Source organism: Teredinibacter sp. KSP-S5-2, assembly GCF_032773895.1.
Taxonomy (GTDB): Bacteria; Pseudomonadota; Gammaproteobacteria; order Pseudomonadales; family Cellvibrionaceae.
On the sequence record NZ_CP120416.1, the window covers coordinates 3456217 to 3469482 of the forward strand.

The following is a 13266-nucleotide window of genomic DNA, read 5'->3' on the forward strand; positions in this document are numbered from 1 at the left end:
GAATATACAGAACCAAGTATAACCAGGAGAATTGGAACAAATATCTTCCACATTATTTTTTCGTCAGAAAACAGGGGCAAAATTAAATATAACGCCTCGCTTTGCGGGATTTTTGGAGTAGCGGCTTTTGTGCTTCTAGCGCAAAAGGAGATACATAAAAAATGTCCGCAAGAATAACTTGTTAGAGTTTACTTAATTAATTTTATTGATGTTCCCTGGTGATAATTCCATGCAGCACACGTACTGGAACTATACCAAAATGACACCTTCTTACCACTTGCAAGTGCCGCCATAGCTAAGCTAAAAGCCCTATTTCTGCGATCTTCGCTATCAGCTACAAATATCCACTGATTAGCTGTACAACCGGAAGAATAAACCGCTCCACCAGAAGTTTCTATTGAAACAATATCTGTTGAACCTTCGGTAAACACACTTTCTACTATCAACGGAGGTGACCATGCATTAGAAAAAACATTAACTGAAAATAATGAAATAAATATACCCAATAATAAACCTTTCAAAGTAGAACTCCTAAAAAAAATACTGTATTAACTCTAACGGGTCGGCGCTCAATGTCACCCCGCAGGGGTGAACTTTTGGAGCAGATTGATAGGCAGACGTGTTCGCCTATTCTTGCCAACCACTTCTTAGTTTAAAATTAATTCTTACTCATTTGAACAACTATCTGCGACAAAAAATTGAGCACCGACCCGATACATGGCCGAGGTCGCGCAGCGAGCGATACACATTTATTTAATTACATTAATGTACTGTAGTTTTTCAAGCGAACCTCGACAGTTACCCTTTCCACCAATACTTACCTCCATATTAGAAAAGAAAGCCGCCATTGCCATAGAATAGGCTTCTTTCATACCTGGCTCATCTAAGTCCATAATTAAATAGCGTGATGGAGAAGTACTACAAGGGGAAGTAAAGGTATCGCCCACCCTGATAAAAATAGTATTCGGGTGGTTGTTATCCGCAACCCAAAGTTCATTAATAGTTCCTTTCAGTGTTGGTGATGTGTAGCCAATAACAGGTATTAGCCAGATTGCTAAAGCCCCGATAAAACGAAATTTCATAGATACTCCATTGATGTGTAACGCCGCTATTTGCGGCAAATTTGGAGTGGAGCGTTTTGGGCTAGCGTAGCGTTAAAGCACAAAACGAACCACAGAAAATTTGTCCAGCCAGCTTGCTGGCGGAGCAATATAGCCTTGTTATAAGTTTCTCGGTTTAAATTCATAGTTCTTTCGTTCGCTTTCGGGAAGCACATGCTTTTTCATCGCCAGCTCACATGCTCCAAATTCTTTAAAGTTATGACGACCTTCTCTTAGCGTAACGCCGTGATTGGGGCCAGATCCTTCATCAAGCTCATCCACATCATGGCCATCGTCTTCCCAAAAACATATTGGGCATATTAGATAATTTCCCCGCTCAGGTAACGATATATAATCACAACATGGACATTGCTCTCTAGGAGTCAGATCATCAGGCTCGTACCATTCAGGTTTCTTATTTTTAAAAATACTAACAACTTTCTCAAACATGACTTACTTATAACGGGTCGGTGCTCAACGTCACCCCGCAGGGGTGAATTTTTGGAGCAGATTGATAGGCGGACGCGCTCGCCTATTCTCGCCAACCACTTCTTAGTTTAAAATTAATTCCCTTTCAATTAATCGCACTGCGCGGACAACTATCTGCGACAAAAAATTGAGCGCCGACCCGATACATGGCCGAGGTCGCGCAACGAGCGAGGCCGTGTGTCGTCGGTAGTTTGCGTAATTTTGCTGTGTAGCCACAGGCGCAACGGAAAAATATCGCCAAAGCTACCCTTGTTACATCTACTTTTTGACAAGAATATAGCCTTCTAAAACACGATTATGAGACCAACCATCCGTGCAGCTAGTCACATCCGGCGCTGACCAATATAGGGTCACAGGTTTTCCGGATGCGAAAGCAAGTAGAGCTAGGGATTCATCGGATTTGGTTGGCATTTTAATCCAATGGGTAGCTCCGGTGAGCAAAATGGATAGAGTATCCTTATCACTCCACTTGTATACTTGATGTATTGTTCCCTCACAAGCAACACCAGAAAACGACGGCGCTGACAAGAACAAACTTGACAACATTACAACCCCAAATAATTTCTTCATTACATTCCTTAAATATATAATTTCAATGCTCGTAATATGTAACACCTTGCGAATTTGCATTTTGGGCGTGTGGAGCTTTATGTAAGGTTGGCCAAAGGCCATACATAAAACGGAACGAAGTCCAAAATATCAGATTGCGCACCTTGTTATGAGTTTCTTCAGTATTATTAACTCGCATAGTTAACATTCACCCAAATAATGTCAAACTCCATCTTTGAAATTGGCTCCACATCATTTAAAAAGTCTCCATGTGAGACGTTATAGTCTTCTTGTTCTCTCATAATATGTTCTGGGTCATTACCAACATCACACTTAAATGAACTTCCCTTACTATCAACTTCAATGTACTTAATAAGCCTCCTCAAATGGTCTTCTTCGGCCATCTGTACTTCAAAGTAGTAAATACAATCGGACCGATCGTTCCAATCGCCTCTACCATTTATTTCTTTGAAATATTTAAGATCAGACATAGGCAACAATATTACTCATAACATCGAATAAGAACGATTCTCACCCATAAAATTTCTTATTTAAATTCAATGAGTTAACAGGCTGAAAGCTAGGTTGAGGAAGGCTCTTGGCCGGGGAAAAGCTGCCTGAGTACATAACAGACCTTTCCGGGTCTTCTATGCACACAATGAGGAGACAGTTTTTCCTTGGTTTTCAACAACTTACTTTCTTACGCCTGGAAAAACACAGAATTCATTTTCGTTTCTCATTAGACCCCATTCTTAAAAAAATGTCTATTTCTCAATACAACTGTATATATACAGGCCAACGGATTGAAACGATTATGAAACCCTCTCCCTTTTTTGAGCGTATTCGAACTGAACTACGTACTCGACATTACAGTTTAAAAACCGAAAAAACCTATCTTTACTGGGTTCGATTTTTTCTCCCTTTCCACCACAAGAAACACCCTAAATGCATAATTAGCTTGAATGACGGCTTAGTGTCGAATACGGCCCTTGAAGTAAAAAGGCTGTACTCCTGTGTCCACCATATCAACAGCTCAAAAATATTGCGTTTGTTCTATAGAAGCTCATTTGAGAAATTTAGGATATTCTCCCCATATATTTCTAAAGCTTTTTGTTTAATAGGATTTAACAGCAAACGTAACTCAATCAAGTCATTACCAACATCGGCTATTTGTCTTCATCATCCGAGGTTTCACATATTGAGGCCATTTTGCTTTCTTTCTCGATTAATGCTTCAAGAAGAATCTTTGCCTCAGACCCAACCAACGCCAAGCTTAACTTGTTCATACAGCTTTACCTTATTTCTCATAGACTCTGGTGACTCTTAAAACCATTTCTTCCAGTAATCCTTTTATTTTTCAACTGACATATTTGATACAGACGCGATGCAATAATGATGAGGTTTCTCTTTTACCAACTTTAAGCCCACAGGAGGATGCGTATTAGGAGGAAACCGCCACACCCAACCATTCATCGGTGACTCATAGATACCTTCCCGACTATAAACGCTTATACCTTTCCGCTCGCAATAACAATAACAATTCCGTTAACTCGGGTAGTATCCACACCTTTCAACCTTACATTTGAGAGTTTTGGGTCTTAAGCAACAAATACCTTAGAACTAATTTTCTGAAGGCTAGCATTTTATATTGAAGCAATTCTTGTTGCGTTAATAAATACCCAAACCAAGATGATTAATAAGTATCCGCAATACTGGACAAGAGCAAATTGGAAAGGCACACAAAACTGCACAATTTCGCCTGACGTGATGGTGCTCGATAGTAAGGTTTATCACGCAAACAAAATAGTGGACTCAGCCTACGCCTTGCTCCGATGATTTGTGGGAGCTTACGTATAATTTTAACAAGCCTGATCTTCTGCAATAAAAGAACGGCAATTCACACTTGTTGAACTAGGTGGGACATTTTTGTCCCATTGACAGGGCAACGAAAAGAAACAATAGTTGCTGTAAAACCCAAGGAGCTATTGTTATGAGTGACTCTGGTATTCCGCCCGAAAAAAGACATCAAGCAAGCTTCGCACAGGCAAGACAAAATGTGAGTGACGAGAAGCTAAGTAAGAGGAAGATGACAAATGAGTTACGGGATAAGGCCACGCCTTTCCTGAGACGGAAAGCGATTGAAAGCCTGATGGGGGACGCAAGCCGACAAAAAAAACTGGATGCGCTTGAAAAGGGGCAGCTGCCTCCACCTGAGCTAATGCAAGCTACGCAGCCAGATAACCAGTACAAAATTGGTCAGGAAGGTGATTCGTTAGTTTTTGCGCGCCGCAAAACAAGTGGGGATATGGTTCACTTCAGCACCAATGAAGGCGCGAGTGCTATTGCAACAGACCAAGTTATGTACCCTTCGTTGCCGGATTCGAAGTCAAGCGCGCATTTTGGACCCGGAGTGTATTTCACGGATGCCAGCATCGTAAAAGACAGTGTACGTGAGGGGCCGAAAGAGTTTGAGTCGTTGGAGCAGGCCAAAGCATATTTTGGTGGCCTCAAAGACGCGCCTGATGAAAAAGGGCCCCGAGGGGGCGTAACTCACGCAACAGTACAAGAAGCCATATACACAAAAGCGAGTCACGAAAATGCAGAGCGTTCAGCGAAAGTTTTGGAGGCGCATAAAAGTGTTTTTGAGCAGCAGCAAGTCAACACCTATGAAATTATTCCTTCCCGCCTTCCTGCAATGCGAAAGGAACTAGATGCGTTTAGAGGTGATAATATCGATAGGAGAGGGAAGCATCTTCCGGGTGTCTCAGCAGAGTGGCATGCTGGCGATACGCCTATGAAGCGCAGAACGGTACATAAAGTTGAGGCATCACAACCCGTAAGTGTGCCCCTTAGTCAAGCGGAACCACGAACGACCCAGAGCTGGGCATCTGAGCAGCCGCGAGGCGGTCGGGGCAGATCCAAAAGCTTTTAAAATTAATGATACTCCTATTTTTTTATGCGCCTCCCAACAGTTCGAAAAATGCGTGTCGTGTATTTATAATATATATATATATATATATATCAATCATTATTTCCAGCAAGCACGACACCAACTAAATCATCCGGCAGTATCGACTTGGAAAGGTACTGCCTGCCTCCAGATTTAACAACCAGAATAATTCCCAACTCGGTTTCGATAACTTCTATCAGGTCTTTCCACTGCACTACCGTTTCTGTGTAAGGTGTTTTGGTTTGTATACCGCCATCATCGATAGTCAGTTGCACTTCACAATTAAAACTTCGCCCTAACGTCTGCCTTATTAGCCACCAGGAGCGTCGATATCGAATATGAACTAACTCCAGTACGGCCAAGGCAATTAACATAAAACCAAGTACCTTCACTTGATCCGCTATATACACCACACCCACACCAGCAGCAAAAAGTGCAATGGGGAGCATAAAATTCGGCTTCGCACTTTTCCCGTAAGGCAGTGTCTGATCGAAACACTCAGCGAGGTATTCCTTAGATAAAACAAATTGGGTAGTAAACGGCTGCATCAAAACCACTTCGTATATTTAGTTAATTCATTGTTACACAAGTATGTGCATACTACGCTTGTATTCAATACAAGCAATAACGGAAATCCCAGCCCTGTACATTTATTCTCTTCCGTCATCGCAGGACGCCAGGCATGAAAGAGAATATACAGATCCAAAGCTACTAATCAAACAACCTGTTCAATATTTGCACGAATCAACCGCACCGCAGACATATCTCACAAAAAACGTTTTTGACGTCCTACATCAATAGTACACGACATCCATTTTAATACGCGCCATCTACAGGACCGAGCATAACTATCAGATGTATCGGTAAATGCTAATACAGAACGTGATAAACAGGACTTATACAGTGAACCCAAATCTAAAAGAAGAAATTTCTTACGTACGCTGGAAACGATTTGAATGCTACCTTGCTATGGTATTAAGTGGTGCTTTTGGTTTTTACTTATCGCGTTCCATCGGTGTGAGCATATTACTGGCTATCTCTGTGTTTTGCCTGGGTAATTACTTTTGGATTTTCCGTTACAACACCAAGTCTTCTCAGAAGCACCAGAATTCAGATGAATACACCAGGCTGAACTAATAGCGTCAGCAAAAAACTCGACCTTACCTGTTGACAGTGTATTTTCTGTGAGTATCATTCGCCCCATCGAAACACATTCACCCACGAGGAGTTAACCCATGACAATATTGAGCAGTTTTAGTATTTAACTCCTTTCAGAATTTATGCCTGGAAGGATACTTTTTCTTCTTCCAGGTCAGGTTCACAAAAAGCCCTGATCGTAAAAGATCGGGGCTTTTTTATTTCTCCCCTGGAAGTTTTACCAAAAGGAACCTCTTATTTTTAAGAGGACGGTTTTGTTATGCCTGTAAAAATTGAATTAAATAAAAATGCAAGCAATGGTCATCATCCGGTAAAAATTTACACTCGGGATGTTGAACAAGGTGCATTAACACAACTTAAAAACCTTGCACAACTACCCATCATCCATTCACACATTTCGGCTATGCCAGATGTACATATGGGCGTTGGTGCAACGGTGGGTTCAGTGATACCCACCCTATCAGCCATTATTCCCGCTGCGGTAGGTGTGGATATTGGTTGTGGTATGAGTGCCGTAAGAATCACAGTTAAATCGGCGCAGTTGCCAGACAACTTGTCACAAATGCGCAGCGCCATTGAGCGTGCAGTACCGGTGGGGTTACGTGCGCACAAACAAGTCAGTGTACGCATGAGCGCCTGTAAACGTTTGGCCCCAGGTGCAGATTGGCTTTTTGAAAAGCATCCAACGTTACTAAAGATGCTAAAACAACCGCAAGCCACATGGACAAAACAACTCGGCACTCTGGGCAGTGGCAACCACTTTATAGAAATCTGTATTGATGAAAATAAAGATGTGTGGGTTATGCTGCATTCGGGCAGTCGTGGAATCGGCAACGCCATTGGACGGTATTTTATTTCTCTGGCAAAAAAAGATATGGGCAAGCATATCCATAATTTACCGGATAAAGACTTAGCCTATTTTTCGCAGGGAAGTGAACACTATGCCGACTATGTAGCTGCAGTAAATTGGGCACAGGAATATGCCCGAATAAATCGAGAAGAAATGATGGGTTTGGTTCTAAGAGCCATTCAACCTCACCTTCCCGGTTTTATTGCGGACCGAAGCGCGATTAATTGTCATCACAATTATGTGAACAGAGAAATGCATTTTGGTAAAGAAGTCATGGTAACCCGCAAGGGCGCCATTAGTGCGAAACAAGGTGAGCTTGGCATTATTCCGGGCAGTATGGGAGCCAAATCCTATATTGTTTCTGGTAAAGGTGACTCGGATTCATTTTGCTCCTGCTCACATGGTGCAGGCAGAGTGATGAGCCGAACCGCCGCACGCAAACAGTTTCGCAAAACGGATTTAATTGAACAAACCAAAGGCATTGAATGCAGAAAAGACAAAGGAGTTATCGATGAAATTCCAGCTGCATATAAAAATATTGATACCGTAATGGCCAATCAATCTGATTTAGTCGAGGTGGTACATACCCTGCGCCAAGTACTGTGCGTAAAGGGGTAAAGTCACCTATGTAAAATTAAAGGAGGCAATATGCCCAGTAAACAACAGCGCCGAAACGGCCATGCATTCCACCCCATTATGCGCAAGGGTGGCGTGCATGAAAAATCCAAAGGCGCAAAACGCGCAGCGGCCAAGCGACAAACGGACCGAAAAGTCCGGGAGTGGCTTGGCCGCTCTTCATTATTTATCCCGAATCTAAAAATAATGATCTTTTTGTAAATAAGATTGATTATCAGCCCGCAAAAATCTAACCGTCAAAAAACCGCAAGAACAAAATCACATTAAAAATAAACACAAACAGTAAATCCTATATATAAAATTTATGCGCAACCTCTCGTGCATCACAAATCATTCTGGTCTTTACTTAACCATATGGTACTAGTGGTCTATTAGAGGTTGCACTGTGACAAGAAGGTTGTATCAGTTCGTTTTCATCGTAATTTTTCTCGGTGTTTATGACCTTTCTTATTCTGGCGAATATGAATGCGGCCTGACTATTGATCTGGTTGAAAATGTCGATGGCGGTGTAGAACAAGGGGGCAAACAACTGGCTAACCTGGACCTTACGTACCTGGTAAATACCGAAGAATTTGGCTGGTCGGATAAAGGGCAATTTTTTGTTTACTTTCTGGGAAATATGGGTGGTGATCCAACTGACATTGTTGGGGACGCTCAGGGAACAAGCAATATCGAAACCAACAATACCGCTAAACTCTATGAGCTTTGGTACCAACACCAGTTTTCCGACTCGTTCGCCGTCACGATGGGCTTGCATGACTACAACTCTGTTTTTTATGTACTGGATACAGCCGGCGCCTTTATTAATTCTTCATTTGGCATAGGCATAGAAGTTGCGCAAGTTGGGCCATCCATTTTCTCCACAACCAGCCTTGGTGCAATAGCACAGTTCAATACAAATCATTGGTACCTTCTTGCCACCTTATACGATGGTATTCCCGGCAATCCGAATAACGATGACGGAACACACATCCGCTTCGATTCCGAAGATGGCGTTTTTTCAGGTGTCGAATTGGGTTGGTCCGATAACGGCAAAAAATTGGGTGTGGGTAGCTGGTACCATAATGCGATCGTCGAGAACCCGGTGGACAATAGCAGAATGGATAGCAACTACGGTGTGTACATTATTGGCGAAACGCCGCTACACCAAAGCTATTCGGGTTTCTTCCAAGCAGGCTTCGCGCAATCCAGTAAAAATACTGTTGACCAGTATCTGGGGTTAGGTTTAACCAAAACTGGAATACTCGCCGCAGAAGACACTTTAGGCATTGGTGTGGCTACTGCATTTCTGAGTAGTGATTATCGAAATCAAAACCGCGAAAACGAAAAATACGAAACCGCCATTGAGTTAACCTACCAAGTGAATGCAACCAAATGGCTGACGATTCACCCAGACCTACAATACATTGTGAACCCCGGATTTGACCCGGGCATTGATAATGCTTTTGTTTTTACCCTGCGGTTGGAGGCGATAATACCTAATTAATAATTGAGCATATATAAATTCGACACAGGCCCGTTACTATGAGCGCGACCGTCGACAGCATGGAAGCTGGCGACGAGCCTACAGGGATGAATTCACGGCATGTCGCGAGAGTAGTAACGGGCTGGAGACAAAAATATTTTTCTATAAACACTTCGAAAAATACAATGCAGAACAACAGAGAAACCACAAAAAATATAACAGGGTTTATCTTAATCTAACTAACCTTTCAACCTTGATAGAACGGTTATCGAATAGATTCCACTACATTCAACTTACAGAAAATCTCGAAGCAAACCCGTTGCTACGAACGCGACCGTCGACAGCAGGGAAGCTGGCGACGAGCCTCCAGGGATGGATTCACGGCGTGTCGCGAGAGTAGTAACGGGGTGGATAAAAAGAAATTTTTCCTACCGGTTAGCGCGTGATAACTCCCTAGATTTTAACTCAGGAGTAAAAGCAAATCTGACTTTACCTATGCGTTTACTCTCCAACACTAACGAACACAACACCATAAATAAAAAAGCCCCCAGAGACTTTCACTCTGAGGGCTTCAAAATTTTTGTAACAAAAAATCAAAAAGTTACATTAATTACACGCACCAATCACCTTCCAAACCGCCCAGGCACTGGAATTATCCGCAGGGTTGGCACCTTGCGTCCACCACTTAGCCTCGTACTCAGTTCCTAAATGCTGTACTCGATCACCCGTCAAATACACCGCGCTTGCATTCCATACATTCACACCTGTGCAAGTACTTCCGCCAGAACTACTTGACGAAGAACTGCTGGATGAACTAGAAGACGAAGAACTGCTCGAAGAGCTTGAACTCGACGAACTGGAACTTGAAGAACTGGATGAACTACTGGAAGACGAACCACTACACACACCCTCATATGTCCACGCCGTATCCCAATACAAACCTTTTCCTGGCTCGTAAGCCCAACCAGCACTGGAAGAACACCAGCCGCTAACGTCACAACGGTATTGATTACCAAGGTTTTGCACAAGCTGCCCAGTACTATAACTCGTTCCTGCAGAATATTGTGGCGCATTACACTGACCACCACTGGAACTGGAAGAGCTGCTTGAACTACTTGAAGAACTGCTGGAACTTGAGCTGCTCGATGAACTTGAGGATGACGAACTCGAAGAAGAACTCGACGAGGAACCACCACCACTTATCGAACCTTGAATCGCGTAATAACCTACTGACGAGTAGTTAGAAAAACCGCGACTTGGCGTCCCTTCGGCACCCCCTTTAATTTCCAGCGTGTAATTGCCCGCAGGTAAACTCTGATTAAAGGATGCAGAACGGTTGACGCTTCTATTTGATTCGGCCACAACGGTGCCCGAACTGTTTTTAATATAGGCATGTACATCCAACATCGCACCGCCCATATGTTCGGTTCGATCAATGGTTAAATTCACGTTACCGCCAGAAGAACCAATAGAAAAACTAAAACTGTCGGAATCGGTGTTACGTCCAATTTGTCCGCCATTATTTGTTGCGCTTACCGTACCATTTGCACCAATAATTAATGGCGTCGTGCCAGGAATATCGTCTGCTTTAAATGGAATGAAACCACTTAATATTCTGAAATCATCTTCAGTGTTAGACGCGCTGGTGTATTCCCCTTTGCTCCACTGAAATAAACCCTGATTCCAACTGGTTCCCGGCCAATAGTTACCCATAATCGGTGCCCATTGAAATTCCGAAAAACCGCTGTGATATTCACCGTAGGGTGGCCCACCATCATGGCGTAAGTGGAGCAAATGACCAAACTCATGAGAAGCAGTTAACCCCTGCCCGTAAGCTGTGCTTTCTTTATAAAGCGTACAAAAGGTGGATGTACCGAAAGCAAAGGCACAGGATGAACGACCGGTTTGACGGTACATCGCACCACCGCCACGTTTACTGGGCGCTGCACGGTTATACACATCCTGGCTGGTGGTCACGTTAACATCGAACATGGAAAAACTGGCCGCAACAATTTGCCATGTAGTCCAGATAAACTCTTTCGACACATCATACGGCTCACCATTGCTCATAATGCGTGTGGTATCCAACCAAATAACATATTGCGAACCTGGACGGCTTTCCAACTGTCCGACATGCTGCCCGGAATAGCTGCCAATATGTGGCGCGGCACCACTCGCTTCAGGTAATAGGCTACGAGTATTTTCTTCGATAAAAGAATGATCATGACCACTGATATTACACACCGGGTGAACATCGGTAACGGCAATTTCTTCCACAACCAAATTGCCATTCTCCGTTGTGTATTCGTAAGCTTTATCCTGATCCCTGAGAATCACCCATCCGTACAAATGCTCACTGTTGCCCTGCAATATAAATTCTGAACTTTCGGCACCTTGCACCAAACCATTGATAGAGAGTGTGCCATCGCCTTCAATGGACAGATTTTTTGTCACGACCGGTATGGTATTCCCCACAGTATCAGTGAATGAGAGTTGCGTTTGATCCCTGCTGGTTCTATCCAGACTGCGCGCAGTATTACGCTGGATTTGATCCTGAGTCGTCTGGTTAAGCCCAATATTTTCCAGGAATTCTGTTGGTGTACCTAAGACCAATGTGTGCTGCTCAGATGAGTGACTCGGCGTACTCATGATAAAGCACACGGAAAGTACACTACTGCCTAATAGTGCTTTCAATTTCTTATTAAATAACTGCCTTCTTTTTTTCATTTTTATCTACCTTTTAAGTAGTTTCTATGGCGTAGAACATTCATATTTATTCAGTCTGAAATGACCTTGACGTAAATGCATAAGTTCTGTGACCACTGCATCTACAGGTGTGCTTATTTAAGACGGTTCAGCAAGACACTCCCTCATATAGATAAGGCAAGTAAGACAATTGATTGACACGGCCCATAGAACCCACCATGTTTTCTGGCTAGAGTACTTGAATATAAATTGAAATCTGAATTCTCCACACTGAACACAAACAGAACGGTCTTACCAACGGGGTACCAAAATGAACAGAGGTCCGCTATTTCTATTTCTTTTAATTACGTTGTTAACATCCTGCTCAAAGCCCAATATCAATCAAAATCAGGCATTTATTCAAGCGCTGACGACTCACATCGAAGCGATACAAACCGCCAATTTTGACCAACTGGCTTCTACGCTACCAACAGACGAAAAACTCCACTGGGTAAAAACAGATGGGGAACGCGTACAGGAACTGAATGATTTTCTCGACCCGCATAAAGAATGGTTTGCCAACTACCCTATTGATATGACGTATAAGATTGTGCACTGGGAGGCAGGAGAAAAGTTAGGTTACGCAGGTGTACACATGATCTACAAGAGCATAGATGAAAAAGGCGTTGCTCACTCTGACTTGGTTGAAGTGAGTTACGTTCTGAAAAAATTCGACACTGATTGGAAAGTAGTATTGGATCATGCTACGGCGGTTAAAAAGCCGGTTTCCGATAATTCTTAGCCTACACAAAGCTGAACAAAAGTAGATAACCCGCCTATGAAATTCATAAACGGGTTATAAAAATACCTAGCGACTATACGCAACCTGTTGCGGTACATTGCCAGGGAGGGCCGTAGCTCGGATTCGAACAGGAAAGACCCGGTGTTGGCGCATTGGGGTAACTGCTCTGCCATAAACTGTATGCAGACTGCTGAGCTTCGTATTGAGTACCGCCGTATCCAACAACAGAATGAACTGTACAGCTACCGCCACTACTGGAACCACCACTGCTTACTGTGCCATAGGCAGTACACTGCCAGGGTGGGCCGTAAGATGGCCTATGGCAATTCCCCACTGCAATACCTGTCACACCAGGGTAGTTAGACGTTAGCGCACTAACTGCCGCCATTTCTGCTTCAGCTTGTGTACCACCGTAACCGTTTGCAGAGACACTTGTAGCATGGGACAGAGCCGTCATTATCATCAAAAATAAACCGATAACAATTTGGGATTTCCCCATAAATTGTATTTTCATAATAATATCTTCCGTTAATTATTAGTTTTTTATGAATGAGTTAAAAAGCCACACTTCTAACTCAAGCT

The 13266-nt window shown here is 43.1% G+C and carries 14 protein-coding genes and 1 pseudogene; 7 read left to right on the forward strand and 8 right to left on the reverse strand.

What is annotated here, in order from left to right; all coding sequences use genetic code 11:
- Positions 1-188: 188 nt before the first annotated feature.
- From P5V12_RS14840 to P5V12_RS14860, 5 genes are all read right to left on the reverse strand, one after another.
- Positions 189-521: a DUF5992 family protein gene (locus P5V12_RS14840; RefSeq protein ID WP_316953862.1), complete on the reverse strand. Its 333-nt coding sequence runs from the start codon at positions 519-521 to the stop codon at positions 189-191.
- Positions 522-749: 228 nt separating this feature from the next.
- Positions 750-1082, reverse strand: coding sequence for a hypothetical protein (locus tag P5V12_RS14845; protein ID WP_316953863.1), 333 nt, complete (start codon positions 1080-1082; stop codon positions 750-752).
- Positions 1083-1220: 138 nt separating this feature from the next.
- On the reverse strand, positions 1221-1550 hold the full coding sequence (locus tag P5V12_RS14850) for a CPCC family cysteine-rich protein (protein ID WP_316953864.1): 330 nt from the start codon (positions 1548-1550) through the stop codon (positions 1221-1223).
- Between the two features lie 297 nt (positions 1551-1847).
- The gene (locus tag P5V12_RS14855; RefSeq protein ID WP_316953865.1) at positions 1848-2159 is read right to left on the reverse strand and encodes a hypothetical protein; all 312 of its coding nucleotides are present in this window, start codon (positions 2157-2159) and stop codon (positions 1848-1850) included.
- A 167-nt stretch (positions 2160-2326) separates the two neighbouring features.
- Positions 2327-2542: a hypothetical protein gene (locus tag P5V12_RS14860; protein WP_316953866.1), complete on the reverse strand. Its 216-nt coding sequence runs from the start codon at positions 2540-2542 to the stop codon at positions 2327-2329.
- A 410-nt stretch (positions 2543-2952) separates the two neighbouring features.
- Between P5V12_RS14860 and P5V12_RS21800 the strand changes: the two are divergent.
- Positions 2953-3030 (forward strand): annotated as a pseudogene (locus P5V12_RS21800) (hypothetical protein); the annotation flags it as partial.
- Between the two features lie 1098 nt (positions 3031-4128).
- Positions 4129-5070: a hypothetical protein gene (locus P5V12_RS14865; protein WP_316953867.1), complete on the forward strand. Its 942-nt coding sequence runs from the start codon at positions 4129-4131 to the stop codon at positions 5068-5070.
- 89 nt (positions 5071-5159) lie between these two features.
- On the opposite strand, the gene P5V12_RS14870 is transcribed toward P5V12_RS14865, so the two are convergent.
- The gene (locus P5V12_RS14870) at positions 5160-5636 is read right to left on the reverse strand and encodes a YcxB family protein (protein ID WP_316953868.1); all 477 of its coding nucleotides are present in this window, start codon (positions 5634-5636) and stop codon (positions 5160-5162) included.
- A gap of 355 nt (positions 5637-5991) precedes the next feature.
- Between P5V12_RS14870 and P5V12_RS14875 the strand changes: the two genes are divergently transcribed.
- The 4 genes from P5V12_RS14875 to P5V12_RS14890 all read left to right on the forward strand — a co-directional run bounded on the left by P5V12_RS14875 (position 5992) and on the right by P5V12_RS14890 (position 9218).
- Positions 5992-6225 (forward strand): hypothetical protein, encoded by a 234-nt coding sequence (locus P5V12_RS14875; RefSeq protein WP_316953869.1) that lies wholly within the window; start codon positions 5992-5994, stop codon positions 6223-6225.
- 280 nt (positions 6226-6505) lie between these two features.
- On the forward strand, positions 6506-7714 hold the full coding sequence (locus tag P5V12_RS14880; protein WP_316953870.1) for an RtcB family protein: 1209 nt from the start codon (positions 6506-6508) through the stop codon (positions 7712-7714).
- 30 nt (positions 7715-7744) lie between these two features.
- Positions 7745-7933 carry a hypothetical protein gene (locus P5V12_RS14885; protein WP_316953871.1) on the forward strand — a complete coding sequence of 63 codons (189 nt, stop codon included), beginning with the start codon at positions 7745-7747 and terminating at the stop codon, positions 7931-7933.
- Between the two features lie 184 nt (positions 7934-8117).
- The gene (locus tag P5V12_RS14890) at positions 8118-9218 is read left to right on the forward strand and encodes a carbohydrate porin (RefSeq protein ID WP_316953872.1); all 1101 of its coding nucleotides are present in this window, start codon (positions 8118-8120) and stop codon (positions 9216-9218) included.
- 585 nt (positions 9219-9803) lie between these two features.
- Here P5V12_RS14890 and P5V12_RS14895 read toward each other — a convergent pair.
- On the reverse strand, positions 9804-11924 hold the full coding sequence (locus tag P5V12_RS14895; protein WP_316953873.1) for a carbohydrate-binding protein: 2121 nt from the start codon (positions 11922-11924) through the stop codon (positions 9804-9806).
- 289 nt (positions 11925-12213) lie between these two features.
- Here P5V12_RS14895 and P5V12_RS14900 point away from each other — a divergent pair, with 289 nt between their 5' ends.
- Positions 12214-12684 carry a nuclear transport factor 2 family protein gene (locus P5V12_RS14900; RefSeq protein WP_316953874.1) on the forward strand — a complete coding sequence of 157 codons (471 nt, stop codon included), beginning with the start codon at positions 12214-12216 and terminating at the stop codon, positions 12682-12684.
- A 73-nt stretch (positions 12685-12757) separates the two neighbouring features.
- On the opposite strand, the gene P5V12_RS14905 is transcribed toward P5V12_RS14900, so the two are convergent.
- Entirely contained in the window at positions 12758-13198 is a 441-nt protein-coding gene (locus P5V12_RS14905; protein WP_316953875.1) for a hypothetical protein, read from the reverse strand.
- Positions 13199-13266 lie beyond the last annotated feature (68 nt).

Bases quoted from the DNA above. Each gene is read 5' to 3' on its own strand.
- P5V12_RS14845 (WP_316953863.1), bottom strand. From the start codon at position 1,082: ATGAAATTTCGTTTTATCGGGGCTTTAGCAATCTGGCTAATACCTGTT.
- P5V12_RS14850 (WP_316953864.1), bottom strand. From the start codon at position 1,550: ATGTTTGAGAAAGTTGTTAGTATTTTTAAAAATAAGAAACCTGAATGG.
- P5V12_RS14855 (WP_316953865.1), bottom strand. From the start codon at position 2,159: ATGAAGAAATTATTTGGGGTTGTAATGTTGTCAAGTTTGTTCTTGTCA.
- P5V12_RS14860 (WP_316953866.1), bottom strand. From the start codon at position 2,542: ATGGCCGAAGAAGACCATTTGAGGAGGCTTATTAAGTACATTGAAGTT.
- P5V12_RS14865 (WP_316953867.1), top strand. From the start codon at position 4,129: ATGAGTGACTCTGGTATTCCGCCCGAAAAAAGACATCAAGCAAGCTTC.
- P5V12_RS14870 (WP_316953868.1), bottom strand. From the start codon at position 5,636: ATGCAGCCGTTTACTACCCAATTTGTTTTATCTAAGGAATACCTCGCT.
- P5V12_RS14880 (WP_316953870.1), top strand. From the start codon at position 6,506: ATGCCTGTAAAAATTGAATTAAATAAAAATGCAAGCAATGGTCATCAT.
- P5V12_RS14885 (WP_316953871.1), top strand. From the start codon at position 7,745: ATGCCCAGTAAACAACAGCGCCGAAACGGCCATGCATTCCACCCCATT.
- P5V12_RS14895 (WP_316953873.1), bottom strand. From the start codon at position 11,924: ATGAAAAAAAGAAGGCAGTTATTTAATAAGAAATTGAAAGCACTATTA.
- P5V12_RS14900 (WP_316953874.1), top strand. From the start codon at position 12,214: ATGAACAGAGGTCCGCTATTTCTATTTCTTTTAATTACGTTGTTAACA.
- P5V12_RS14905 (WP_316953875.1), bottom strand. From the start codon at position 13,198: ATGAAAATACAATTTATGGGGAAATCCCAAATTGTTATCGGTTTATTT.